Genomic DNA, 24,272 nt, shown 5'->3' on the forward strand with positions numbered 1-24,272 from the left:
TATGCTAACAAATACCTCTGCTGAAAAAGGCTTGTTACTTCTTAGTTGCCCGTTATAAAAACAGTGGCTAACTAAATCACCGATCGGCTTTGCCATTCGATACTGCTCCACGAGTATACGTTTCGAGTGATCTGGCAACTTTTTAACAAGATGATCAAGAAGCGTTGCTCGGTAATCGTCACGAGTGAAAGAGTACCTTTCACAGATAGACTTGTGCTCCATGAAGTCGCCTAGGTAGGGTGGAAGCTGCTTTGTGTCCCCAACGATTATCCATTTCTTCGCCCGGACCATCGGGACAAGCATTTCGGTGGGTAAGGCCTTAGACGCCTCATCTACAATGCATACGTCGAACTCGATGTTATTCAGCTGAGCCGCCGCAACACCTACGCAAGTTCCAGCAACTACTTGTGCAGACGAAAGATAGGCACTCTGAAATTCTTTACGGCAAATAAGACGCAGATTCCAGTCCTCGATAAGTTCGAGTATCGCTCTGCAACTTTTCGCTGAGTCGTTAGACCCGATGTAATACTCCTCATACTCATCTAATTCGTGCAGGTCGAGTGAGTAAATGCTGTTGCCAAACCCATCGACCTGTGAGAGTTTCTTATAGGCTTCACCCTTTTCCTTTTCATTCACTTTTTGAACTGCTCGCAAAATGCTAAGTTGACGTGTTGCTTCGCCCAAATGGTCACGCAGTGCAGGAACTGACCCTTTCACTGTTGGATCACGTTTCAAAGAATCTATTTCTGAATTAAGATGCTCTTCCTCCTTTTGCAAGCTATCAATCTCTATACGATATCTTTCTGATTCCTCGATCAATCTACGAAGCTTAGCAAAATCAGAAGCAATACGAACCTTATGGAGCTCTACACCATTCTCTTTAGCCCATTTTTCTAGCCCAGTCGCAGATTTAACCTTTACCGAGTCAATCCATTTCGCAACACCAAATTCGAGCAAAAGCTTGCGCGATGTTTGCGCGACCCGTTTGTCGTCTTTATGCCCGATACGGACCATTTGTATATCGAGATTTCTTTCTACGAATATCGCTTGCAATCTTTCTAATGCGTTATCAAGTGCATTATGGGTTTGTGAAGTTAAGAGAACTTTCTGCCCGAGCAAAAAGTGTTGAAGAATTACTTCAGTAATGAATTTGGTTTTTCCAGTGCCTGGCGGCCCTTCCACTACAAGTACGTCATCTGCCCCTACAGCAACCTTCACAGCATCCCTTTTGCTATCATCTAAGTCCGACTGGAAGAATTTAACCTCAGCTAATTTTGGGGCGCTTTGCTTTTCGGGTTCTAAAAGCAACGCTTTCAAATCGGCACGCGCTGACTTAAGCTGCTGAAGCACGTCTAAGGCGTTCTCTTGCTTTCTGATGGCTGCTCGAGATCTATTTGTATCAAAAGTTAGCCGACCTTTTGACGGCACAGCCTCTTGATCAAAAGGGTCTTCACAGAAAAGAATTATGCCATTTTCGTCTATCCACTCAATTTCCCCTGACGCCGATACCTTGTCCTGGTCCTTTATTAGACGAGGCTGCCCAATGCAGTCGTTTTCGATATACTGGTTTTTCTCTGGTTTGAGTATTATGCGCTGCCCATCAAAATCAACGCTGGAAAAATAGATCGGATCTTCCTTTAAGCGCTCAATGTCTTTGCGAATATCCAACGCATCGCGCCATTTGGTCAAGAGCAGATTGCGTTGGTTCTCTATATATTCTCTTTCAATTCGATTAAGCTCTCCGTTTAGGTTCAGGAGCATTGCGTCAATGTTTTCATTTGACTCTTCAGTATTGACATTTGTATGAAGATCAAATCTGTAATTGAGTGCGATTGCTTTTTTTTGTATGATTTCAATCGCAACTGGATTGATCTTCTGGCACTGAAGCAAGGCAAGATAGCTCGGATCCGCTTGATCGCGTCTTGCCAGATAGGAAAAATCGGAACTCACCAAGTTATAAGTGTCTGGTGAAATGCTTTTTTTACCATTTTGCAACCTCGTCATGTGCTGCTTAAAAAGGACACCAGAGTTGAGATCATCAAGAATAAGACGTTGGATCGAGTAGGCATCTCGCTGGAGCGTATATGTACTGACTGACTCAACGACCTTATTTGTAATAATCGTCCCAATAATTCTGCCGGAGTCAAGTGCAGCAGCGACTGAAACCGCTGTCTCGGCCAGCTGCTCGGCTAACTCTAATATATTGGCTGGACGGCGCTCTGGATCAATATCAATAGCTTTATCCAGAACCGTACGTATTGGATCAGGGCAAATCAGGTCGTTTTCCAGGAAATGCCTTGCATGAGCATGATCTTCGATATTTTTACCAAGCAGGACTTCCAAGGAAGTAATAACAAAAGAAAATACATCCCTAACATCAGGGTAATCGAAAGAGTTCTCTGGTGGTGCGTATGGCGCAGTCTTAAAGGTCGCCAGCGTTACACCGCTGCCAAATGAACGTTTAAATTTGGAAATACCGAAATCTGCAATCTTTACTTTTCCGTCGGACGTAACGAGAATGTTATTTGGCGTCACATCGCGGTGCAGAATGCCGCGACTGTATGCAAAACTCAGAGCATTAAGGATTGGCTTACCAAAGCACTCATAGTACTCAGTCCAACTCTCAACTGGGTGTTCCCGAGTGAACCTTTGTAAATCGTAAGGAACCCACTCGACAGCGATATACAGCCTGTCATTTTCTGGATCGCAGCCATGGTCAAGAAGCTTAACGATATTCTCGTCGGTATTAAGATCAAACAGTGATTTAATCTCACGATAATATGATTCTTTTGCAAATGGGTCTTGGTCGCTTGCAAAATCTTTCTTGAACAGCTTAACGGCGGCACTTTGTTTCTGTTGAATATCGTATGTTTCATACACATCAGCAGTACCACCCGAAGCAACTGCTTGATCATCGATGAATAAAAATCGTTCGTTGAGTATTTTTTGCATGCCAGAGGCCTTTAAAAAGGATGAAAATGGCAAGAATGGGTCAGCAAGAATAGGTTACAAATCGGGTTATTTTCTAAACACAAGAATCTTAAATACAACAAAAGTATACCCTTGAAGCACGGTTACTCCTTATCAGCGCCTAACCTTTAAGTTCATTAGCCAGCTTCAGCAAGGTTGACTGTCGCTCCATAGAACGGTGCAAAACGCCCTCTTCGCTCTTTATATACCTATCTGATGGAAGTTTTGGGTCGCGTGACGGGCGCGGGGGTCTCGGCGGCAGGACGCCGCCGTGAAGCCTCCAAGGATGGATTTACGGCGTCCCCCGCGACCGTCACCCGACCCAAAACAGCCCCAAGACTCGAAGCGCCCACCCTCCCCACCAACACGCTGTCCATGCTTACGAAGCTTAGTACAGGCACAGTGGTTTCGTCCACATGAAAGTCGACTCGGGATACGGTTTGCGGATACTGGATATCGCATCAAACCCAACGACCCTTCCTGTGGTTCAGTACCGTCGGCGGTGCGGCGCTGGAAATCGAGATGTTCGGCGCCGACGGACCGCTTGGCCCGGAAATGATCCGGACAGTCCTCCCGTTCGTCGCGATCATGCGGCATAATGACCGGCCGTCGCGGTCTTGATGAGGAGATGACGCCCTTGAGCACCCACGCCACCGTGTCCTTCGACGATGAGCCACTGATTCTGGTGGACTCGGACGACACCGTCACCGGCTACCAGAACAAAGCCCAGGCGCATGAGGGCGAAGGCGTCCTGCATCGCGCCTTCTCGATTTTTCTGTTCAACCCACAGGGCGAGGTGCTGCTGCAACAGCGCAGCGGCGAGAAACCGCTATGGCCCCTGTTCTGGTCCAACAGCTGCTGCAGCCATCCGCGCCGTGGCGAGAGTTATCAGGAGGCCACCCATCGCCGCCTGAGAGAAGAGCTCGCCGTGGATACCGAGCTTGATTTCATTTATCGCTTCGAGTACCACGCACCATTCCAAGACATCGGCTCGGAACGCGAGCTTTGTTCGGTCTATATTGGCCGCCTGGATGACACCCAGGCCATCGACGTCAACCCAAGCGAGATCGCCGACTGGCGCTGGCTGAGCCTGACCGACACCGACGCCCTGGTCGCCACCCACGGGCAGGCCGAGCCACCGGAGCGGATCACCCCCTGGTTTGTAATGGAATGGCAGCGCCTGCGCAGTGATTTCCCCGAGCGCATCGAACAGCTTGCGCTTTAACGACCAATTTTTGACTCCCAATCCACCAAGACACAAAGATGCCTCTACCCGTGCAAGTGAGTTCCTCAGAAAAAACCCCCACCATCCCGCGCCTGTTCACCTGGCCCCTGGGCTTCGTCCCCGCGAAGCTGCAAACCGGCGCACTGACGCAAATCCTCAACCGTGTTTTCGCTCCAGAGTTGAGCGACGGCGAGCTGGATTTTCTCGACGAGAAAGTCATGCGCATTCGCGTTGAGGATGTCGGCCTCGAATACCGCCTGACCCTGACCAACGGCAAGCTGCGGGCCGCCCAACCCGGACAAGCCGAAGACCTGAGCATCGAAGGCAACGCCTATGAGTTCCTGCTGCTCGCCACCCGCCAGGAGGACCCGGACACCCTGTTCTTCAACCGCCGCCTGCGCCTCGGCGGCAGCACCGAGCTGGGCCTTTATGTGAAGAACTTTCTCGACGGGCTGGAACTCGAGCCCCGCCTGGGGCCGCTGCTGCCGGTGATGAAAGGCGCCACCGGTGTACTGGGGCGATTTGGCCGCTGAGGCTCAGGCGTTCGCGACCTGATCCATGCCGGCGGCGCCGTGCCAGTAGCCGTCGCAGGCGCCGGAGGGTGTGAGTGCGTTGACCTTCTTGCTTGCCTCGGCCGGGCTGCACTCACCGCGCAGGGCCTGATCGAACAGACGGACAATCTCGCCGGTGCCCTCGGCCTGCGGGTTGATGCGCAGGATATCGACCTCTAGCTCCCGCAGGCGATCCAGCTCCGGCAGCAGATTGTTGGTGGCCGCCGACTGGGTCTGCACGCCGTTGAGCGCCAGAAAACCCTGCTCGTCTTGGGTGGAGACGACCAGGCCGTCGGGGTAGTCGATGCAGCAATACTGGCAGTCGTCCTTGGGCAGATTGCGCGCCCGCGCCGTAAAGCAGCGCGCCGAGTAGGCCAGCGGCAGGCGGCCGTAGGCATAGACTTCTGTCTCGATTCCGTCCGGGCGCAGGCGCTGCATCTCGGCCAGGGTGTCGGCGGTCAGCTCCACCGGCAGCACCCAGCGTTTGAGGCCGCCGCGCGCGAGCACCTGGAGGCTGCGGTCGTTGTAGACATTGACGCTATGGCCCACCACAAAGGGCCGTCCCTGCAGCAACTGCACCGCGCCCATGTCATTGGCCTCGACCAGAAAGCGGCCGTTGTCGCAGATGGCGCGCAGCCGCATCATCTCAGACTCGGCCTCGAGCAGACTGAGCGTGGAAAGCACCACCTCCTTGCCTGCCTCCGCCAGGCGCTCGCCGATGGCCAGCCAGTCCTCCAGGCGCAGTTCATTGCGCTTACCGCAGATGGTCTCGCCAAGGTAGACGATATCCACCGGCAGGGTCGCGGCCTGGGCGTAGAAGGCGTCGACCTTGTCTTTCGGCCAGTAGTAGCTGATGGGTCCGAGCGACAGGCGCGGTCCGGGCCTGTCACTCGGGCGATGATCGGTTTGGCTCATGGGTAAAGGGTTTGTTGATTGCTGAATTCGTCAGTGCGCTCGCGGGCTGGATTCATTGCCACGGGCGGTGATAGGCGCCGAGCGTGGTCTGCGCCCCTTCGGAAACCTTGCCAAGCTCGGCGGTCCATTCCGGTCGCGGGGTGAAGTTGTCCGGATCGCGCGCGAAAGCATCGAGCGCCTGGCGCCAAACTTTGGTCACCTGCCCGACGTAGACCGGACTGCGCTGGCGCCCCTCGATCTTCACCGCCTTGACGCCGGCGGCCTGCAGCTCAGGCAACAGCTCCATGGCGTTCAGGCTGATGGGTTCTTCAATCGCGTGATAAGTCTGATCGCCCACCCGGAAGGTGCCCTTGCACAGGGTGGGATAACCGACATTCTCACCTTTGGGATGGCGCTGAATCAGCACGCCGCCAAGGCGGGTGTCGAGTCCGTCCGGGGTTTCGATCCACTCCACATGGCTGGCCGGGGAGCAGGCGCCATAGGTGTTGGGCGAGCGACCGGTAGCATAGGACGACAGAATGCAACGCCCCTCCACCATCACGCACAGACTGCCGAAGGCAAAGACCTCAACCTCGACTGGACTGTTGTCGACCACATGGCGAATCTGGCTCATCGACAACACCCGCGGCAGCACCGCACGGCGCACGCCGAAGTTTTCGTGATAAAAGCGCAGCGCCTCGTAGTTGGTGGCCGAGCCCTGCACCGACAGATGCAGCGGCAGGTCCGGATGCTTGGAGCTGGCGTAGTCGAGTACGCCAAGGTCGGCCGCGATCAGCGCATCGACGCCAAGATCGGCGGCGCGATCCACGGCCTCTTGCCAGCGCGTGAAGCCATCCGGGCGCGGATAGGTGTTGAGCGCGATGAACACCCGCACACCGCGCCGGCGCGCATACTCCACACCCTCGGCCATCTTGTTGGGGGTGAAATTCAGCCCGGCAAAATGCCGCGCATTGGTGTCATCGCGAAAACCAAAGTAGACCGCATTCGCGCCATGATCGACGGCGGTCTTAAGCGACGGCAAATTGCCGGCAGGACAAACCAGTTCCATCAGCGATTCCCGAGATTGCAAGATTGAGGGAATTTATCCCGAATTTAAGTGGCCCGATTTGACCCAGGGCCAGACTGATAGTCAGCATCAGGCGGCATCGCAAGTATCCGCCAGTGGCTCGCCGACGCATGCACCCTGTTGGGTGCCTCGCCCGCGCAGAGCATTCTCGATGCCGTTCAGCACCGCCCATTTTCTGGAGCACCATGCCGGGGCCAGCAGAATATCGCGCGAGGCCGTGCCCGTCACCCGGTGAAAAACCACCTCCGGCGGGGTACGCTCGATCAGATCCGCCGCGATCTCGATATAGGCATCCATCGATAGCGGATGATAATCGCCTCGCTGCCACTGTGCGGCCAAAGGCGTATTTCGCACCACATGCAACGGATGCAGCTTGAGCCCTTCAGTCCCACGCGCCACTACGCGCTCCAGCGACGCCAGCGCATGCTCGCGCCCCTCTCCCGGCATGCCGACAATCAAGTGCGTGCAGACCGGCAGACCGCGCTGGTGTGTCTGCTCGATCGCCCGGCAATAATCGCCAAAGCCATGCCCGCGATTGACCCGCGCCAGGGTCGCATCGAAAGACGACTGCAGACCAAGCTCCACCCAGACCTCATGCCCCTGGTCGCGCAGCGCGGCGAGCAGATCGAGCACGGGAGGCGGCAGCGCATCAGGCCGGGTGCCGACCGACAACCCGATGACATCCGGCTCGGCCAGCGCCTCACGATAAAGCGCGCCAAGCCGCTCAACATCCGCGTAAGTATTGGTGTAAGCCTGAAAATAGGCCAAAAACCTGACCGCTCCCGTGCGCCGTCGCACCACTGCGCGACCGGCGGCAATCTGCTCCGCCACGCCTGGATCGCGCTGCGAATGCGGGCTGAAGGACGCATTATTGCAGAAACTGCAACCGCCACGCCCCTTGGTGCCATCCCGATTGGGACAGGTGAAGCCCGCATGAATCGCAAGCTTGTGCACGCGCGCCCCATATCGGCGGAGCAAATCGCTGCCGAAGGTGTGCACAACATCAGATAGCGCCATGCGTCCGCCCAAGGCTCATGGTCCAGCTCCCGCGGAGGATGAAACCGCTAACAATCCCACAGGCGCCCGCCGGCAGCAATGACCCGCGTCAAAGCCCCGGATCATCGCAAACCTTGGCACCGCTGGAGCGCACCGTAGCGCGAAAACCGGTAACCTTTGTGCGCGCCGGTGGTAGTATCCTGAACACCACCCGGCAGCCACTGTAACCAGACAACAATCCGGTGCAGCCAACAGGTGCAACTATTAGGCGCAACCATTAGGCGCAACCATTAGGTGCAACGGGCGGGTGAAACCAGCGCACGCGCGCCAGTGCTCCACGATCTGAATTGTCACGAGGGCGTCATGAGCTCGAATACCTCGTATTCCCTATTGCTGATCGAAGACAACGAAGCCGATTACCTTCAGATCGAGAATCTGCTGTCAAAGATTCCAGGCCATGCCTATCGTCTGCAGCGGGCCCGCACGGCCGAGGAGGCCGAACAGGCAGCGTTAACGTCCGACGCGCATGCTCCGGACCTGTGCCTGATCGGCTCTGATCGCGACGGCACGGACGGTATTGCGTTCATTTCCGCCCATAGCGCGGACCTGGACTTCCCGCCACTGATCTTGCTAACGGATCAGCCGGACCCGCGAGCCGATCAAGACGCGCTGGATGCGGGTGCGATGGACTATTTGCACAAGTCGGAGTTAACGCCCGGCTTACTCGAGCGATCTATCCGTCATTCGGTCGCGCGCCATGCTGCCAAGCGCGAACTGGTCACCCTAGCGACGACAGACCCACTCACCGGCATTTGCAATCGGCGAACACTGTACGATCGCGGTAATCAGGAATTTGATCGTGCCACGCGCTATGGGCATTCGCTCAGCCTGGTCCTCATCGACATCGACCATTTCAAGTATGTGAACGACACCTTTGGCCATGTAGCCGGTGATAAAGTGCTTGACTCACTGGTCTCCACCATTCTTGCCGCCATTCGCGAGACCGACATCTTTGGGCGTTTCGGGGGCGAAGAGTTTCTGTTGATTCTGCCGCATACAGACATCACTGGCGCCACGCAGCTTGCCAACCGCATTCATCAAGGGATGAAAAACCAGCCGGTGATGCACGATAGCGCCATCATTGAGGTTTCGGTCAGTTGCGGTGTCTGCACATCATCGGAGAAAACAGAGTTCTTCGACGAATTGGTGGTTTGCGCGGATAAAGCCCTGTATCAGGCGAAAACAGACGACCAGGAGACGGACGCAGCGCAATTGCCGGTTTGAAATGGCGCCGGAGCATGTCTACAATGGCGGCCACCACTCGGTAAGTGGCGCCGAGCAGACTGCTAGACTCCCAGACGCTCGCGCAGATCGCGCACCGCAAATCCCCGCCATGGCTGATCGAGCTCCCGCGTAAGGCCGATGACCTGAAAGCGCTCGCCCATGGCCGCGGGCAAAACAAGCTGCCTGGCACCGGCGCTGAGCTGCATCTGCTGATGCGGATCGGCGCTGGCGGCGAGTGCTTCCATCATCAGGCGGTCAAGACCGCAGCCAATCAGAAAGTTCGCCTGGGTGCTGTAGCCGGCGAGCCCGAACCCGGCGGCTCGAGCGGCCGCGGCCACGGCGGAGAAATCCACATGGGCACTGATATCCTGCAGGCCGAGGCGCTCGAAAGGGTCAAGGCTGGTGCGATGGCGGTGATGGCTGATCAGGGTGCCGCCGCCGCGCTGCGGGTGGTAGTACTCCCGGCGCGGATAGCCGTAATCGATCAGCAAGGCCAACCCCCGCTCCATGGCGCCGGCCAGCGCGCGCATCCAGGGGCCGAGGCGCAGATTGACCTCGGAGCAATAGCCGGGCTCCAGCGCCAGCCCGCGCGCCTGCAGCCGCAGCACCGCGTCCTGCAGGCCGATGGAGCGCGGCGGCGCGGTTGTCTCGACCAGTTGCCCGTCGCTTTCATCGACGGTCACAAAGACCTCGGCCGGCACGCCCTGGCTGTCGATACAGAACCGATGCACCGGCATGGCGTCAAGCACTTCATTGGCAATGACCACGCCCTGAAATTGTCTCGGCAAGGCGCTTAACCAGCGCACCCGTTCGGCTTGTCGCGGGACCCGTGCGGATATCAGCTCGCCCTGGCGGGCTTGCAGATCCGGGCTCGGCTCGAGGATCAGATACTCTCCGGGCAGCGCATTCTGCCGCGCCAGCGCGGCCAGCAGATCGGCCGCCAGCACCCCGCTGCCGGCGCCGAACTCCAGCACATCGCCGCCACCGAGCGCAGACAGAACCTCACACGCCTGCGCCGCCAGACAGCCCGCGAACAGCGGCGAGATTTCTGGGGCGGTAACAAAATCCCCCTCTGCACCAAGCTTGGGCAGACCGGCAACATAGTAGCCAAGACCGGGCGCATAGAGCGCAAGCTCCATGAAGCGATCGAAGCTCAGGGCACCATCGGCGGCGGCGATCTCTTGCTGAATCAGCGCGAGCAAGCGCTGGTGATGGGCGAGCGCGTCCGGGTCTAGTGCTTGATCAACCACTGGCCTTGTACCATGCTTTCCTGTGTGAAACCTGTTTCGGCCGCCCGGTGATGCGCGCGCGGCCATGCCACGACGGATTCCTGAACGCCCTATGACTAAGAACGCCCAGGTCCCCCCTCCTCCGCTCCAGCACCCAGCCGCTTCCCAATCTGGCTCCCAATCTGGCCACGGGCCTGACTCCCTGTCCGGCCAGGTCGCACTGGTGACCGGCGCAGCCGCGCGCCTCGGCGCGGAAATCGCCCGCACCTTGCATGCCGAGGGCTGCGATCTGCTGCTGCATTATCGCCGCTCGGCCGCGCCCGCGGCGGCATTGAAGGCGGAGCTTGAGCGCGCACGCGCGAATTCCGTGCAACTGGTTGCCTGCGATCTGAACGCCCCTGACGGCATCGCTCAGCTTGAGCAGGCTGCACAGAGCTTTCGCCAACGCCTGGACATTCTGGTCAACAATGCCTCGAGCTTCTACCCCAAGCCGCTGGCGCAGGTCACGCCGGCCGATTGGGACGACCTGCTCGGCAGCAATCTCAGGGCGCCCTTTTTTCTCACCCAAGCACTCGCCCCACTGCTGACGGCTAGCGGCGGCTGCGTGGTCAACCTGGTCGACATCCATGCCGAGCGCCCGCTGAAAGCTTACCCGGTTTACTCCATTGCCAAAGCCGGCAATGCGATGATGGTCAAGTCCCTGGCGCGCGAACTCGGTCCTGCTGTGCGGGTCAACGGCATTGCCCCAGGGGCGATTCTGTGGCCGGAGCAAGGCCAAACCGGCGATCAAAGCCCAGATGGTGACATGGATGAAGCCAACAAGGCGCAGATTCTCGAGCGCACCGCGCTCCAGCGCCCCGGTTGCCCGCAAGATATTGCCCGCGCCGTGCTGTTTCTGGTGCGCGATGCGCCCTATATTACCGGGCAAATCATAGCCGTCGATGGCGGTCGCACCTTGCAACAGTAGCCCCTAGCGTCTATCGACGGCTTGCGACAACGCCAGTCATCGCCGATCATAGCAAGGGTGATGACTGATTCAGCCGCTAAAACCAACCCACAGAACACCGAGGCCGCCGCGAGTGCCGACAACTCAGGCGCACTTGAGGCGCGACCAGCCCACAGCTCCAGCTATCCGGTCAGTCGCCTAGCGCCGGCCTTCCATGCGCCGGATTTGAGCGATCAAATCGGCCGGGTGGAAGCCATGCTAAGCGCGCGCACCAGCGCCAAGCTGGGATTGATCGCCGATCAGATCCGCCATTTGCAGGACAGCGCCAGGGCCATTTTGAAAGATGCCGAGCAGGAGCAGACCCTGCATCAGGCTGAGTGCGCGTTCGAGCGCAAGCCGGGGCATGCCTATCATCTGTACCGCAAGGGCGACGGCCAGACCTTCTGGTCCATGCTCTCACCGCAGGACTGGCGCAGTCAGCCACCGCACCAGTTCGCCGGCAGTTATCGGCTGGAAGCGGATTATTCCTGGACGCGGTTGTCCAACGCACCAGAGGAGTGACGATGACCTCCCCCGATATCAAGATATCGCCTGTCACTGGTCCTGAATTGATCGAGAAACTGCCCGCGGTTGCCGCCCTGCGCATCGCGGTGTTTCGCGAATATCCTTACCTCTACGATGGAGACCAGGAGTACGAGACTCGCTATCTGCGCACCTATGCCGACCATCTCGACAGCGTGATTGTGCTGGCCATGGACGGCGAGAAGGTGATCGGCGCCTCCACCGCCGTGCCGATGCGCTATGAGACGGTCGAGGTGCGCGAGCCCTTCGAGGCCCTCGGCATCGACCCAAACCGGGTGTTCTACCTGGGTGAGTCGGTGCTCCTGCCGGAATATCGCGGCCAGGGGATCGGCAAGCGATTCTTCGAGGAACGCGAGCGCCACGCCGAGCGCCTGGGCGGTTTCGACTACTATGCCTTCTGCGCTGTGGAGCGGCTGCCCGATGACCCGCGCCGCCCCATCGATTATCGCAGCCTGCACGCGTTCTGGAACCGCCGCGGTTATCACCGCGACCCCAGGCTCTATACCCACTTCTCCTGGCGCGAGTTCGGCGAGGCGCAGGAATCGCCCAAGTCCATGGTGTTCTGGCTCAAACAGCTGGCCAGCGAGAATCCCGATCCCGACAACAGCGATTAGCACAATAGCAAAGCCCGCCACGCAAAGCACCGTAGCGCCTCACGCAAGGCTGCGACCGGCAGGAGACCCGCGAGTCCATGAACATCACCCTGATCGTCGCGCTGGCACTGGCGCTGCTGCTATTTGGCTTCGGCGTGCTCATCTACAACAATCTGGTCAGGCTCAAGCACACGGTTGCCAAGGCCTGGTCGAATATCGACGTAGCGCTAAAACAGCGCCATGACGAAATCCCCAAGCTCGTCACCCTGTGCAAGGAGTACATGCGCTATGAGCGCGACACGCTTGAGCGCATCGTGCGCGCCCGCAATCAGGTTCTCAGCGCCACCGACCGCGGCGACGTGCGCGCTCTCGGCCCCGCAGAGAGCGAGCTGCGTGCCGGGCTCGGGCGCCTGCTCGCGCTGGCGGAGAACTACCCCGACCTGAAAGCCGATCGCAGCTTCCGGCAGCTGTCCGAGCGCATTTCACGACTCGAGGACACCATCGCCGACCGCCGCGAGCTCTACAACGAAAGCGTGAACTTGCACAACATCCGCCTCGAGCAATTTCCCGATGCGCTGATCGCGCGACGCTTCGGCTTCCGCCGGCGCGATCTGCTCGAGTTCCGCGACGCGCGCGAGAGTCCGGACCTCGACGCCCTTTTCCGCAGCAGCTAAGCCAGCGCCCGCGGCACCCCAATCGCGACGCATGTTCCCGCCAACAGAAGATTAATCGCGTCGGTTAAGACCAAAAAAAGCGGAATGGCGGCACGCCGAAAACCCGCCTTTGTGGGTGTATAATTCCGCCACGATGACAACGTCTAAGCCCCCCGGAACGCAGCCTGCTAAGCTTTGCGAGAATTAAGTTCTCTGCCAACAATTAAGAAAATCCAGCACATGACTCCCGGACACATCACCAGAACTCCTCGCCCTCGCATGCCGGCCCGCAAGCCGCTCAGCATGATCACCGGCATGGCCAGCAGCATAGCCGCCCGCATGCCGCCCAGCATGGCCAGCAGCTCCGGGCCGGGATCGCCATTGCCGCGGCCGCCGTTGGCCAAGAACCTCCGGCAAAGCCCGCGGCTGCGGGCACTATTGCTTCTGCTTTTGTTAGCATTGCCCCTGCCGGTGACCACGGCTACAGCCTGGGCCCAGCCAGCGCTCCAGATGACGGGCAACTACCCTGGCTATGTCTCCATGGGCCCCTATCTCATCGTCAACCTCGCCAGCGAGGATGCCGCGAAGTTTTTGCGTCTGGATATCGACTTCTATGTGCTCAACGCGCAAGACAATGATGTCATTCAGCAATATGGTATCGCCATCCGCGACCGGCTGATCACCCTCCTCGGCGGCCGCGACATGGAGGTACTGCAGGGTGTCGAGGGACGCGAGGCCCTGCGCAAGGAGACCCTCGAAGCGCTGCGCGAAACCCTGATGCGCTTCGCCGGCAACCCGGCCATTCAGGATCTTTACTTCACCGCCTTCGTCATGCAATAGACCCGCGCCCGGCCGACAGGGACGCAGCAGATCGTCAACTTGAACTCATCGCCGCGGCATACCGCGCCACAACTCGGGCACCGGGCGCGCAAGCGCTTCGGTCAGAATTTTCTGCATGATCCGGGCGTGATCGGCCGTATTCTGGCCACCATCGCTGCGCAACCGGGCGACGCACTGGTCGAGATCGGCCCTGGCCGGGGCGCCCTCACCTGCGGATTACTGGCCGCCGCGGGCGAGCTCGATGCCATCGAGCTTGACCGCGATCTGATCGCGCCTTTGCAGCAAGCATGCGCCAACCTCGGCCAGCTGCGGCTGCATCAGGCCGATGCCTTGCGCTTCGACTTCGCTGCCCTGAACAAAGGCAAGCCGCTGCGCATGGTCGGCAACTTGCCCTACAACATCTCGACGCCGTTGTTGTTTCATCTGCTCGACCACGCCAGCATCATTGCCGACATGTATCTGATGCTGCAAAAAGAAGTGGTTGAGCGCATTGCCGCCGACCCGGGCACTAAGCTGTATGGGCGCCTGTCGGTGATGGTGCAAAGTCGTGGCGAGGTTGAATCGCTGTTTCGCATCGGCCCGGGCGCCTTCCACCCGGCGCCGAGCGTCGACTCGGCCCTGTTGCGCCTGCGCGTGCCGACGCAGCCGCCCGTCGCCATTGGCGACCGGGAGCATCATGCGCGGCTGGTCGCTGCGGCCTTCGCGCAGCGACGCAAGACATTGCGCAACAGTCTGCGCGATCAGATCCCGCCGGCAGCCTTCGAGCAGGCAGAGATCGATCCGGGCGCGCGCGCCGAGACCCTGACGGTCGAGGATTTCGCGCGCCTGTCCAATAACGCTTGTAATCTTGAGGTTAAACCCTGAGATTTGCGGGCTTAACCAAACCGGCCCCCAAGCTGGAGAGACTGCATGCATGATAAGGACAGTGACGGCGAACCGATCTGGGATATTCACCCACCCGAACCGGAGCCATCTGATCGGGCCGAGCCCGACCAGGATGCGCCGCTTCCCTCGGCTTCGAGCGCAGACGCCAAAGACCAGGATGCAGAGGACGATGCATCCGAGCAACTCGCGGACGACCTGGTCCCCCAGGCCCTGGTCGAGGCCCTCGCCGATCGCCTGCCACGGGCACTCCGCGACGAGCTTCTGAAAAGAATGCGGCGGGAAAAACCCGACATCGAGCATTCCGATATCGACGAGCTGAGTGCCTCCTCTGATGACGCAGAAGAGGACGGCGACGAAGACGATGAACATCGCAGCCGCGGCAAGCTGGCGCGAGCCCGCGATGTGATGCCCACGCGCATTCCGCTGCTGCCGGTCGCCTCGCGCCCCTTCTTCCCGGGCCAGGCTGTGCCGCTGCTGATGGATGCGAGCCACTGGGGCCCAACCATCGAGGCCGTGGCAGAATCCGACCACAAAATTCTTGGCATTGTGCTGGTCAACAGCGAAACCTCGGAATCAGCCAAGGTCGAGAATTTCCGCCAAATCGGCACTGCCGCGCGCGTGCACCGCGCCGCCGAGTCCGAAGGCAAGCTCCAGGTTCTGGTCGAGTGCCTGCAGCGCTTCCGGATCAATCGGTTCAGCCGGCGGCGCGCGCCCTTTGCCGCTCAAGTCGACTATCTGCCGGAGCCGGCACCGGTGCCCGAGGACGAGGTCAAGGCTTATGCCATGGCCATTATCAACACCATCAAGGAGCTTTTGCCGCTCAACCCGCTTTATGTGGAAGAGCTACGCATGTTCCTCGACCGTTTTGGCCCCGATGATCCCTCGCACCTGGCGGACTTTGCCGCCAGCCTGACTACCTCCACGAAGGTCCAGCTCCAGGAGGTACTTGAGGCCGTGCCGCTGATGAAGCGCATGGAGAAGGTGCTGGTGCTTCTGAATAAAGAGCTGGAGCTCGCTCACGCCCAGCAGACCATCCGCCAATCGGTCGAGGAGCGGATGCAGAAAACCCAGCGCGAGTTCTTTCTGCGCGAGCAACTCAAAGCCATCCAGAAAGAGCTTGGCATCGCCAAGGATGACCGCACCGCCGAGGTGGACCGTTTCAAGGAACGGCTGAAAAAGCTCACGCTCAGCGAAGAAGCCCAAAAGCGCGTCGATGAGGAAATGGACAAACTGTCCATTCTCGAAACCGGCTCTCCGGAGTATTCGGTCACGCGCAATTATCTCGACTGGATCACCGTGCTGCCCTGGGGCCGGCATTCAAAGGACAAGCTCAACCTCAAGCGCGCCCGCCGGGTGCTCGACCGCGACCACTACGGTCTGGATGACGTCAAGGACCGGATTCTGGAATTTCTCGCCGTTGGCATCATGAAGGGCGAGATCGCCGGCTCCATCATCCTGCTGGTCGGCCCGCCTGGTGTCGGCAAGACTTCGATCGGTCATTCCATCGCCGATGCGCTGGGGCGCAAGTTCTATCGCTTCTCGGTCGGTGGCATCCGCGACGAGGCGGAAATCAAGGGCCACCGCCGCACCTACATCGGTGCCATGCCGGGTAAGTTCTTGCAGGCGATGAAAGAAGCCGGTACCGCCAACCCGGTCATCATGCTCGATGAGATCGACAAAATCGGCGCGTCCTATCACGGCGACCCGGCCTCGGCCCTGCTGGAGGTGCTCGACCCGGAGCAGAACAACGATTTTCTCGACCATTACCTGGACTTGCGCTTCGATCTGTCCAAGGTGCTGTTCGTCTGCACCGCCAACCAGACCGACAGCATTCCCGGCCCATTGCTCGACCGCATGGAGGTGATTCAGCTCTCCGGCTACATCGCGAGCGAAAAGCTGGCCATCGCGCGGAAATACCTGCTACCCCGGCAGATCGGCAAAGCCGGGCTCGAGAAGGACGCCATCAAGCTCGATACCCCGACACTGCGCACGCTGATCGAGGGCTATGCACGAGACGCCGGCGTGCGTCGGCTGGAGAAACAGCTTGGAAAAATCGTGCGCAAATGCACCGTCAAGCTGCTCGAGGATGCCCCGAAGCCCATCACCGTCTCCGCCGCGGATCTGAAAGACTATCTCGGCAGCCCGGTGTTTCGCGACGAGCGCAAGCTCTCCGGCCCCGGCGTAGTCACGGGTCTTGCCTGGACCGCCATGGGCGGCGCCACCCTGTCAGTCGAGGCCCAGCGCACCCACAGTTTCACCCGCGGCTTCAAGCTGACAGGTCAGCTCGGCGATGTGATGAAGGAATCCGCCGATATTGCTTATGGCTATGTGGTCAGCCACGCGAAGGAATTCGGCGCTGATCCGGCCTTTTTCGAAAACGCCTTCATCCACCTGCATGTGCCCGCCGGCGCAACGCCCAAAGACGGGCCCTCTGCGGGCGTCACCATGGCCACGGCCTTGATTTCGCTCGCTCGCGACCAGCCCATCAAGCGCCTCGCCATGACCGGTGAGATCACGCTGACGGGTGAGGTCTTCCCGGTTGGCGGCATTCGCGAAAAGCTGATCGCCGCGCGCCGCGCCGGCATTAAGGAGATTCTGCTGCCCGAGGACAACCGCGGCGAATTCGATGAAGTCCCCGAGCATGTGCGCAAGGGGCTAAGCATTCACTTCATCAACCGCTTCGATGAGGTGCCCCCGCTGGTGTTTCGGCCATCCAAGCAATGACCGCCAGAACCCGGGCGATTTTAGCCTCCCCTGCTCAGGGTGCGGGAGTAAGCCAAACGCCAGGGATCAAGAGCCCGTTGTTAGTCGGGCATCACGCGTTGCAGGTCTCCCAGGCACATGGCCAGCGAATGCCGCCAATCCGGCAGCGCCAGGCCAAAGGTCTCGTGGAAACGATGGGTATCTAACACCGAATAGGCCGGACGCGGCGCCGGTGCCGGGTACTCGGAGGTCGGGATCGGCAGCAGTTTGCATTTTAGGCAGCTGGCCTCGCGAATCGCCTCGGCAAAGCCATACCAAGAGGTCGCGCCGCCGCTGGTGACATGGTAAAGCCCCTGCACCTCGGCCAGGTTCAGCTCGCCACGGAAGGCGCGGTAGAGAATCTGCGCGGTCACCTCGGCCAGCATGCGGCTCCAGGTCGGCGTGCCGATCTGATCATCGACCACCCGCAACTCGGCTCGCTCGCGAAACAGCCGCAGCATGGTGAGCAGGAAGTTGTTCCCGCGCACCCCATAGACCCAGGCGGTGCGCAAAATCAGTGCGGTGGCACCTGACTCCAGCAGGGCGCGCTCCCCGGCGAGTTTGCTCTTGCCATAGACACTGCGCGGCTCGGGCGCATCATCCTCGCGATAGGGGCGATCGGTTTCGCCCGAGAAGACGAAATCCGTCGAGTAATGCACGACGGGAATCCCTGCCTCGGCCGCGAGCTGACCGATCAGTCCGAGCGCATCGCCATTGATCGCCATGGCCACTTCGGTCTCGCTCTCGGCGCGGTCCACCGCCGTGTAGGCGGCGGCATTGATCACCGCATCGGGCCCGGTTTCGGAAAACAGCCGCCGCACCGAGGCGGCATCGGCTAAATCGACAGCCGGCCCACGGGCTCCATCGAGCGAGGCGGCGATGACCTGCCCGAAGGGCGCCAGGGTGCGACACAGCTCCCAGCCGACTTGGCCGTCGGAACCGAGCAGAAGAAGGCGGGGAGTATCTGGTGTGGCCATGAGGGTTCTTCGTCCTTAGCTGTTGGTGTTGTCATGAGCATTGGCTCGTTCATTTGCGATGCAAAATCATACCTGTTCGAGCCTTCGCTGGCAGCCTGCGCGCGCGTTGTGAGGGGTTAGCAGCTAGTCCTGCCTGGCCGGCAAGGGAGTCTTCTTTCCCTGCTCATCGAGACGCACGAAGGTGGCGCAGGTGGAGAAAATCTGCATCTCCTCCCCGGTTATCAGATCGTCGCTGAAGACGGTCACCCGATAGTTGATGGAGGTGGTCCCACGGCGACTTTCGCTGGCGGAGAAGCGCAGCACCATGCCTTGTCGGGCGCTGCAATGGAACACGACATTGTCCATGGCCACGGTCACGAAACGGCAGCCTGGGAAGTCGCGGCTGGCAGCAATCCAGGAAATCTCGTCCACCCATTTGAGCAGAAACCCGCCAAACAGATACCCGTAGTGGTTCAGGTGCTCGGGTCGCACCACTTTGAAACTTTCCATATCGCCCCCTTTTGCTGGCGAAAAACCCGCCAGTGACCCTACACCAATGACGGTTTTATTGCGCCAGGTCCATGAAATCGCCTTGGGTTTTCTGTATTGTTCCGCGCCAGTTTAACAACAACGACATCAAGCGCCGGCTGGCGCGACTGAGGGGGTACGCATGACAGAACAGTCCGGGCTCGGCTGGATCGATATTCTGGTTATTCTTCTCTATCTGATCGCCACCGGCTATCTCGGCTGGCTCGGCTATCGCGGCACGCGCTCGGCGGCGGATTTTCTGGTCGGCGGGCGCTCGGCGCATCCGGTCATCATGGCCATCTCCTACGGGGCTACCTTCATCTCCACGGCTGCCATTGTCGGTTTTGGCGGCGTCGCCGGGCTCTTTGGCATGAGCCTGCTATGGCTGACTTTTCTGAACATCGGCGTGGGTATTTTCATCGCCTTCGTCTTCTTAGGCGAGCCCACCCGGCGCATGGGCCATCGGCTCGGCGCCCATACCTTTGGCGAGCTGCTGGGACTGCGCTATCAGAGCCGGGCGGTGCAGATTTTCGCCGGGACACTGGTGTTTCTGTTCATGCCGCTCTACTCGGCTGCGGTGATGACCGGCGGCAGTATTTTCGCCGCCACCCAGTTTGGTATCGACTTCGAGGTCGCGCTGCTGATCTTCGCGCTCATCACCGCCGCCTACGTGGTACCCGGCGGGCTCAAGGCGGTCATGTACACCGATACCCTGCAGGGCTTTGTGATGATCGCGGCCATGATCTTTCTGCTCTGGTTCACCTACAGCCAGCTCGGCGGCGTCGGCGAGGCCCATCGCTTCCTGACCGACATGGCCGACATGGTGCCAGCCAAGCTGCAAGCCATCGGCCATCAAGGCTGGACCGAGATGCCGGTCTTCGGCTGGGGCTCCAACAGCTATAACCTGTGGTGGATTGTGGTCAGCACCATCATCCTCGGTGTGGGCATCGGCGTGCTGGCACAGCCGCAGCTCGCGGTGCGCTTTATGACGGTCCGCAGCCGGCGCGAACTCGACCGCGCGGTGCCCATTGGCGCTGTCTTCATCATGCTGATGACAGGCACGCCCTTCATCGTCGGCAGCCTGTCGAACGCCTGGTTCGCCCAGCATGGGCCGCTGCTGAATGGCCAAGTGGAGCAGGTAATCGACGCCGACACTGATCGCGCAATGGTCGCGCTGATGCGCCAGAACGACGTCGGTGCCTGGACGCCTATCCTGGGCAAAGACAAGAAGCCCGCCGTGGTGCCCCTGATCATTACCACCCGCGAACAGGCTGCGGATGCCAGCGGCCAGGGATTCGAGCTGGTCTCCGGGCGCTCGTCCATTATCACCTACGTGAAGGGCGAGGCCGATCAGGTCATCCCAACGTTCATCTCCACCGCCCTGCCACGCTGGTTCGGAATTATTTTCTTCCTCGCCATGCTGGCGGCGGCCATGAGTACCATGTCGAGTCAGTTCCATACCATCGGCACTGCGGCCGGGCGCGATCTTTATGAACAGATCAGCCGCAAGCCGCATGGCAGCGAGCCAAGCCTGCTGGCGATGCGCTTGGCGGTGGTTGTCGGCCTACTGGTCGCCGTCACCATCAGCTACACGGTGCGCGAAGGCTATGTGATCGCGCGCTTCACCGCGATCTTTTTCGGGCTGTGCGCAGCAGCCTTTATGCCGGCTTATATTGGCGGGCTTTTCTTCAGAGGCGTCACGCGCGCCGGGGCGCTAGCCTCCATGAGCGTCGGCTTTGGGGTTTCGGCCTTCTGGCTGGTGTTCATCAAGGCCAAGGAGGCGGGGACCATCGGACTGGTGCAACTGGTCACCGGCGGCAAGCCCAGCCTGCTCGCCGACGCGCCCAACTGGCCGGTGGTGGACCCAATCGTGGTGGCGCTGCCGCTGTCGGCGCTGACGCTGATTCTTGTCAGCGCCTTCACCCGCAAGCCCGATGAGGCGCACCTGGCCCAGTGCTTCACCCCCCGCCGTCGCGCGCGCGCAACCGCATCCTGACAGAGGAAACCATCATGCTCGGAATCCCTGACCCCTGGGTCGCCACCGCCTATCTTGGCTGCATTCTAATGGCCATCGTGTCCCTGATCTACGGACTGGTGCGCCGTAACGCCGCGCCCGATGAAATCACACCCGTCGACCGTGACTGGGCGATCGAAGAGAGGAAAGCTGACCATGATCTATAATCCCCGCCAGTCCGGCCTGCTCGCCGCCACGCTGCTATCCACTGCCGCGCTGGCCGCCCCGGAACAAGCCAGCAGCCCTTTCGACTGGGGCGCGGATATGCGCCTGCGCCAGATCTACATCGGCAATGTGGGCCTGAACGACGACAGCCCGATTGCTGATCGCAACTTCGAGCGCCTGCGCCTGCGCCTGTGGGGCAGCTACAAACCCAATGACCAGTTCGGATTTAACACCCGTCTGATCTGGGAAGGTCGCCACTATGTGCAACCCGATGCTGACACCTACCCCCTGCCCGGCTTCCAGGACTGGTACAGCGGTGGGATTCTGTTCGATCAGCTTAATGTCGATCTCAAGCCCATTGCCACACTGCCGCTGACGTTCAAAATCGGCCGTCAGGATCTGATCTTCGGCAACGGCTGGCTGATCCTCGAGGGCACCCCAATCGATGGATCGCGCACTATCTATTTTGATGCCGCGCGCGCCACCTATCAGCTTGAGGCGCTCGACACCACGGTCGATCTGATCTACATCAACCAAGACGCCAATACCGGACGCTTTCCGCAGCCGCTCAATGGCGTCGTCGAAGACCAGACTGAGCAGTATGAGACCGGCGCGATCCTCTATCTGCGCAACAAAAGCCTGCTAAAAGATGGCGCGGTCGATGGCTACTTCATCTACAAGCACAGCCGCGAGAACCTGACCGATTACGTCCCCGGCCTCGACACCGTGCGCGAGAACAACGGCGCACCCTTCCCGTCGCCCTCGGATACCGGCGACGTCTATGGCCTCGGCGCCCGGGTCGACACCAAGTTGACCGACAAATGGAGCCTGCGGGCCGAAACCATCTATGAATGGGGCACGCGCAACGATGCTGATCTCAGTGCCTTTGGCTTCAATAGCCGCATCGGCTACTTTCTCGGCGGGCCGCTCGAGCAGTCAGTGCACTTTGAGTACGAATACCTGTCTGGCGATGATCCAAACAATAGCACCAACCAGGCGTTCGACCCCCTTTGGTCACGCTGGCCGCAATGGAGCGAACTGATGGTTTATCAGTGGCCGCTCGAGAGCCGTGTCGCCGAGGCCACCAACCTGCAGCGCCTCAATCTCGGCTGGGGCGCCAAACCGCACGAAACCACCACGGTCACCCTCAATTACCAAGCGCTCTTCGCGAATGAAAACAGCACGCGCACCGCATCGCAACTGGCCAACATCAGCGAAGACGGCAAATTTCGCGGGCATTTGTTCACTAGCTGGATCAAGACCAAGCTCAACAAGCACCTCTCCGGCCACCTGGTCGCCGAATACCTGCTGCCCGGCGATTACTACGCCAAAGATCGCCGTGACAACAGCTATTTTGTGCGCGCGGAGATCAACCTTGCCTGGTAGTGCCGGGTCAGGTTGCCGCCTTCCCGGGATACGCTGATAATCGCCGGTTGAAACGCTTGCAGACAGAGCTCGACTCCCAATGACTGACTCCCTCACCGAATCCCGCCAACTCCTAAGCGGCGACGATGCCGTGGCCCTGGCGGCCTTGCATGCTGGCACCACGCTCGGCGTCGGCTATCCCGGCACCCCCTCAACCGAGATTCTTGAGACCTTCGACCGCCTAGGCGGGCGGGCGCAGTGGTCGCCAAATGAAAAAACCGCGCTCGAGGTCGGCATCGGCGTGGCCTTCGCCGGCGCGCGCTCGCTGGTGACCATGAAGCATGTCGGGCTCAATGTCGCGGCCGACCCGCTGTTCACCGCCACCTACACCGATGTCGATGGTGGACTTGTCATCGTCTCGGCCGATGACCCGGGCATGGCATCGAGCCAAAACGAGCAGGACAATCGCCGCTATGCGCGGGCGGCTGGCATCCCGATGCTGGAGCCGGTCGATTCCCAACAAGCCTACGACTTCACCTGGCTTGGGTTCGAACTGTCCGAGCGCTGGAAGATTCCAGTCATGCTGCGACTCACCACACGCGTCTGTCATTCCCTAACGCCGGTGCAGCCACGCGCGCCTATCTCCCCCAAAGCGGTCAACTTCCGCCGCGATGTGCCGGCGCGGGTCATGATTCCCGCCTTTGCCAAGCCCGCTCATCACCGACTGCGCACCAAGCTCGCCGAGATCGCGGCCTGGAATGAGGCCGAGGGGCCCATGGAAACCGAGATGGGCAGCCAGGCGCTCGGCATCATTTCCACCGGCATCAGCGCGATGCACGCGCGCGAGGCCGCGCCCGAGGCCAGCCATTTCACCTTCGGCCTGACCTACCCGCTGCCAATCGCGCGCATTCGTGAGTTTGCTCAGCAATTCGAGCGTGTGCTAGTGGTCGAGGAAGGCGATCCGGTGCTGGTTGAGGAACTACGCGCCGCAGGTATTCCAGTCGAGGGCAAGACCGAGCGCTTCCGCTTCGGCGAGCTGGATGTCGCGCGCGTGCACCGCATCGTCACCGGAGATGACAGCGAGGAGCCGGCTCAGCCCAAGGGCAAGCCGCCGGAGCTCTGCCCCGGTTGCTCGCATCGTAATGTCTTTCATGCACTGCGCGAACTCGACTGCATCGTCGCCGGCGACATTGGCTGCTACACCCTCGGCGTGCTGCCACCCTTCTCGGCCATGGATACCTGCGTTTGCATGGGTGCAAGCATTACCACCGGACTCGGCCTGCGTCATGCGCTACCGCAGGAGCAGGCGCGCCGAGTGGTCAGCGTGATTGGTGATTCCACCTTTGTCCACTCGGGGCTGACGGGCCTGGCCGAAATGGCCTACAACCCGCCGGAGACTGGGCATCTGGTGATGATTCTGGACAATGAGACCACCGCCATGACCGGCCAGCAGGAGCACCCAGGCACAGGCCGCTCTCTAAACCACGAGCGCGCCGACCGCATGGACTTCGAGGCCGTCGGGCGGGCATTGGGCATCACCCATGTCGAGTTGATCGACGAGTCGGCCAAGAATGTCGATCTGAAGGCTTGCATCGCCGACTGCCTGGCGCGCAACGAGACCGCACTGATGATTGTGCGCCAGCCGTGCGTGCTGGCCGCACCGAAAATCCGGCTCTATGAAAAAGCCGCCGACCAGCAATGCGCGGCAGCACCGGCGAGCTGACAGGCAATTGGAATTGGACTGGGCAAACCGATTCGCCCTCACGA

General features: G+C 60.0%; 20 protein-coding genes and 1 pseudogene. 14 read left to right on the forward strand and 7 right to left on the reverse strand.

The genetic code is table 11. From position 1 onward, the window contains the following. Nucleotides 1-297: 297 nt before the first annotated feature. Nucleotides 298-2,952 (reverse strand): annotated as a pseudogene (locus tag Thiosp_RS17615) (AAA domain-containing protein); the annotation flags it as partial. Nucleotides 2,953-3,568: 616 nt separating this feature from the next. Between Thiosp_RS17615 and idi the strand changes: the two are divergent. After that, nucleotides 3,569-4,195, forward strand: a complete 627-nt coding sequence (gene idi / locus Thiosp_RS17620; protein WP_242518683.1) for an isopentenyl-diphosphate Delta-isomerase — start codon at nt 3,569-3,571, stop codon at nt 4,193-4,195. 38 nt (nt 4,196-4,233) lie between these two features. Continuing rightward, complete coding sequence (gene ubiT / locus Thiosp_RS17625; RefSeq protein ID WP_201067718.1) at nt 4,234-4,728, forward strand: ubiquinone anaerobic biosynthesis accessory factor UbiT; 495 nt, start codon at nt 4,234-4,236, stop codon at nt 4,726-4,728. A gap of 3 nt (nt 4,729-4,731) precedes the next feature. Here the strand turns inward: ubiT and ubiV are convergent, their stop codons facing one another. The 3 genes from ubiV to Thiosp_RS17640 form a co-directional block, all read right to left on the reverse strand. Continuing rightward, nucleotides 4,732-5,661 (reverse strand): ubiquinone anaerobic biosynthesis protein UbiV, encoded by a 930-nt coding sequence (ubiV, locus tag Thiosp_RS17630; RefSeq protein WP_201067720.1) that lies wholly within the window; start codon nt 5,659-5,661, stop codon nt 4,732-4,734. A 52-nt stretch (nt 5,662-5,713) separates the two neighbouring features. After that, nucleotides 5,714-6,709 (reverse strand): ubiquinone anaerobic biosynthesis protein UbiU, encoded by a 996-nt coding sequence (gene ubiU / locus Thiosp_RS17635; protein WP_201067722.1) that lies wholly within the window; start codon nt 6,707-6,709, stop codon nt 5,714-5,716. An 87-nt stretch (nt 6,710-6,796) separates the two neighbouring features. After that, nucleotides 6,797-7,744, reverse strand: coding sequence for a TIGR01212 family radical SAM protein (locus Thiosp_RS17640; RefSeq protein ID WP_201067724.1), 948 nt, complete (start codon nt 7,742-7,744; stop codon nt 6,797-6,799). Between the two features lie 342 nt (nt 7,745-8,086). On the opposite strand from Thiosp_RS17640, the gene Thiosp_RS17645 reads away from it, so the two are divergent. After that, on the forward strand, nt 8,087-9,007 hold the full coding sequence (locus tag Thiosp_RS17645) for a GGDEF domain-containing response regulator (protein ID WP_201067726.1): 921 nt from the start codon (nt 8,087-8,089) through the stop codon (nt 9,005-9,007). Nucleotides 9,008-9,069: 62 nt separating this feature from the next. Here Thiosp_RS17645 and Thiosp_RS17650 read toward each other — a convergent pair whose 3' ends face one another. Beyond that, nucleotides 9,070-10,257, reverse strand: coding sequence for a class I SAM-dependent methyltransferase (locus tag Thiosp_RS17650; RefSeq protein ID WP_323696583.1), 1,188 nt, complete (start codon nt 10,255-10,257; stop codon nt 9,070-9,072). A 91-nt stretch (nt 10,258-10,348) separates the two neighbouring features. Between Thiosp_RS17650 and Thiosp_RS17655 the strand changes: the two genes are divergently transcribed. The 7 genes from Thiosp_RS17655 to lon all read left to right on the forward strand — a co-directional run bounded on the left by Thiosp_RS17655 (nt 10,349) and on the right by lon (nt 17,459). Continuing rightward, a complete protein-coding gene (locus Thiosp_RS17655) occupies nt 10,349-11,203 on the forward strand; it encodes a pteridine reductase (protein ID WP_201067730.1) in 855 nt (284 codons plus the stop codon). Nucleotides 11,204-11,263: 60 nt separating this feature from the next. Then, a complete protein-coding gene (locus tag Thiosp_RS17660; RefSeq protein ID WP_201067731.1) occupies nt 11,264-11,743 on the forward strand; it encodes a DUF2452 domain-containing protein in 480 nt (159 codons plus the stop codon). 2 nt (nt 11,744-11,745) lie between these two features. Further along, entirely contained in the window at nt 11,746-12,378 is a 633-nt protein-coding gene (locus tag Thiosp_RS17665; RefSeq protein WP_201067732.1) for a GNAT family N-acetyltransferase, read from the forward strand. A gap of 77 nt (nt 12,379-12,455) precedes the next feature. Continuing rightward, nucleotides 12,456-13,031 (forward strand): LemA family protein, encoded by a 576-nt coding sequence (locus tag Thiosp_RS17670; RefSeq protein WP_201067733.1) that lies wholly within the window; start codon nt 12,456-12,458, stop codon nt 13,029-13,031. A 489-nt stretch (nt 13,032-13,520) separates the two neighbouring features. Next, nucleotides 13,521-13,850 (forward strand): flagellar basal body-associated FliL family protein, encoded by a 330-nt coding sequence (locus tag Thiosp_RS17675; protein ID WP_323696584.1) that lies wholly within the window; start codon nt 13,521-13,523, stop codon nt 13,848-13,850. Nucleotides 13,851-13,889: 39 nt separating this feature from the next. Beyond that, nucleotides 13,890-14,714: a 16S rRNA (adenine(1518)-N(6)/adenine(1519)-N(6))-dimethyltransferase RsmA gene (rsmA, locus tag Thiosp_RS17680; protein WP_201067735.1), complete on the forward strand. Its 825-nt coding sequence runs from the start codon at nt 13,890-13,892 to the stop codon at nt 14,712-14,714. Nucleotides 14,715-15,005: 291 nt separating this feature from the next. Continuing rightward, a complete protein-coding gene (gene lon / locus Thiosp_RS17685) occupies nt 15,006-17,459 on the forward strand; it encodes an endopeptidase La (RefSeq protein WP_201067791.1) in 2,454 nt (817 codons plus the stop codon). 80 nt (nt 17,460-17,539) lie between these two features. On the opposite strand, the gene rfbD is transcribed toward lon, so the two are convergent. Together rfbD and Thiosp_RS17695 are read right to left on the reverse strand one after the other, a co-directional pair. After that, complete coding sequence (rfbD, locus tag Thiosp_RS17690; RefSeq protein WP_201067736.1) at nt 17,540-18,454, reverse strand: dTDP-4-dehydrorhamnose reductase; 915 nt, start codon at nt 18,452-18,454, stop codon at nt 17,540-17,542. A gap of 123 nt (nt 18,455-18,577) precedes the next feature. Continuing rightward, nucleotides 18,578-18,943 carry an acyl-CoA thioesterase gene (locus tag Thiosp_RS17695; protein WP_201067737.1) on the reverse strand — a complete coding sequence of 122 codons (366 nt, stop codon included), beginning with the start codon at nt 18,941-18,943 and terminating at the stop codon, nt 18,578-18,580. Nucleotides 18,944-19,103: 160 nt separating this feature from the next. Between Thiosp_RS17695 and Thiosp_RS17700 the strand changes: the two genes are divergently transcribed. From Thiosp_RS17700 to Thiosp_RS17715, 4 genes are all read left to right on the forward strand, one after another. Further along, nucleotides 19,104-20,957, forward strand: a complete 1,854-nt coding sequence (locus tag Thiosp_RS17700) for a sodium:solute symporter family protein (protein ID WP_201067739.1) — start codon at nt 19,104-19,106, stop codon at nt 20,955-20,957. Nucleotides 20,958-20,971: 14 nt separating this feature from the next. After that, nucleotides 20,972-21,142, forward strand: a complete 171-nt coding sequence (locus Thiosp_RS17705) for a symporter small accessory protein (protein ID WP_009147187.1) — start codon at nt 20,972-20,974, stop codon at nt 21,140-21,142. Next, nucleotides 21,132-22,526: an alginate export family protein gene (locus Thiosp_RS17710; protein ID WP_201067741.1), complete on the forward strand. Its 1,395-nt coding sequence runs from the start codon at nt 21,132-21,134 to the stop codon at nt 22,524-22,526. Before Thiosp_RS17705 ends, Thiosp_RS17710 begins: the two co-directional genes overlap by 11 nt. Nucleotides 22,527-22,605: 79 nt before the next feature. After that, nucleotides 22,606-24,228: a thiamine pyrophosphate-dependent enzyme gene (locus Thiosp_RS17715; protein WP_201067743.1), complete on the forward strand. Its 1,623-nt coding sequence runs from the start codon at nt 22,606-22,608 to the stop codon at nt 24,226-24,228. Nucleotides 24,229-24,272: the final 44 nt, after the last annotated feature.

Origin of the sequence: Thiorhodovibrio litoralis, assembly GCF_033954455.1 — a bacterium.
In the GTDB taxonomy this organism is placed as follows: domain Bacteria; phylum Pseudomonadota; class Gammaproteobacteria; order Chromatiales; family Chromatiaceae; genus Thiorhodovibrio; species Thiorhodovibrio litoralis.

What these genes read in the sequence shown, in the direction of transcription:
- idi (WP_242518683.1), top strand. Translation starts at nt 3,569, where the DNA reads ATGACCGGCCGTCGCGGTCTTGATGAGGAGATGACGCCCTTGAGCACC.
- ubiT (WP_201067718.1), top strand. Translation starts at nt 4,234, where the DNA reads ATGCCTCTACCCGTGCAAGTGAGTTCCTCAGAAAAAACCCCCACCATC.
- ubiV (WP_201067720.1), bottom strand. Translation starts at nt 5,661, where the DNA reads ATGAGCCAAACCGATCATCGCCCGAGTGACAGGCCCGGACCGCGCCTG.
- ubiU (WP_201067722.1), bottom strand. Translation starts at nt 6,709, where the DNA reads ATGGAACTGGTTTGTCCTGCCGGCAATTTGCCGTCGCTTAAGACCGCC.
- Thiosp_RS17640 (WP_201067724.1), bottom strand. Translation starts at nt 7,744, where the DNA reads ATGGCGCTATCTGATGTTGTGCACACCTTCGGCAGCGATTTGCTCCGC.
- Thiosp_RS17645 (WP_201067726.1), top strand. Translation starts at nt 8,087, where the DNA reads ATGAGCTCGAATACCTCGTATTCCCTATTGCTGATCGAAGACAACGAA.
- Thiosp_RS17655 (WP_201067730.1), top strand. Translation starts at nt 10,349, where the DNA reads ATGACTAAGAACGCCCAGGTCCCCCCTCCTCCGCTCCAGCACCCAGCC.
- Thiosp_RS17660 (WP_201067731.1), top strand. Translation starts at nt 11,264, where the DNA reads ATGACTGATTCAGCCGCTAAAACCAACCCACAGAACACCGAGGCCGCC.
- Thiosp_RS17665 (WP_201067732.1), top strand. Translation starts at nt 11,746, where the DNA reads ATGACCTCCCCCGATATCAAGATATCGCCTGTCACTGGTCCTGAATTG.
- Thiosp_RS17670 (WP_201067733.1), top strand. Translation starts at nt 12,456, where the DNA reads ATGAACATCACCCTGATCGTCGCGCTGGCACTGGCGCTGCTGCTATTT.
- Thiosp_RS17675 (WP_323696584.1), top strand. Translation starts at nt 13,521, where the DNA reads ATGACGGGCAACTACCCTGGCTATGTCTCCATGGGCCCCTATCTCATC.
- lon (WP_201067791.1), top strand. Translation starts at nt 15,006, where the DNA reads ATGCGGCGGGAAAAACCCGACATCGAGCATTCCGATATCGACGAGCTG.
- rfbD (WP_201067736.1), bottom strand. Translation starts at nt 18,454, where the DNA reads ATGGCCACACCAGATACTCCCCGCCTTCTTCTGCTCGGTTCCGACGGC.
- Thiosp_RS17695 (WP_201067737.1), bottom strand. Translation starts at nt 18,943, where the DNA reads ATGGAAAGTTTCAAAGTGGTGCGACCCGAGCACCTGAACCACTACGGG.
- Thiosp_RS17700 (WP_201067739.1), top strand. Translation starts at nt 19,104, where the DNA reads ATGACAGAACAGTCCGGGCTCGGCTGGATCGATATTCTGGTTATTCTT.
- Thiosp_RS17705 (WP_009147187.1), top strand. Translation starts at nt 20,972, where the DNA reads ATGCTCGGAATCCCTGACCCCTGGGTCGCCACCGCCTATCTTGGCTGC.
- Thiosp_RS17710 (WP_201067741.1), top strand. Translation starts at nt 21,132, where the DNA reads ATGATCTATAATCCCCGCCAGTCCGGCCTGCTCGCCGCCACGCTGCTA.
- Thiosp_RS17715 (WP_201067743.1), top strand. Translation starts at nt 22,606, where the DNA reads ATGACTGACTCCCTCACCGAATCCCGCCAACTCCTAAGCGGCGACGAT.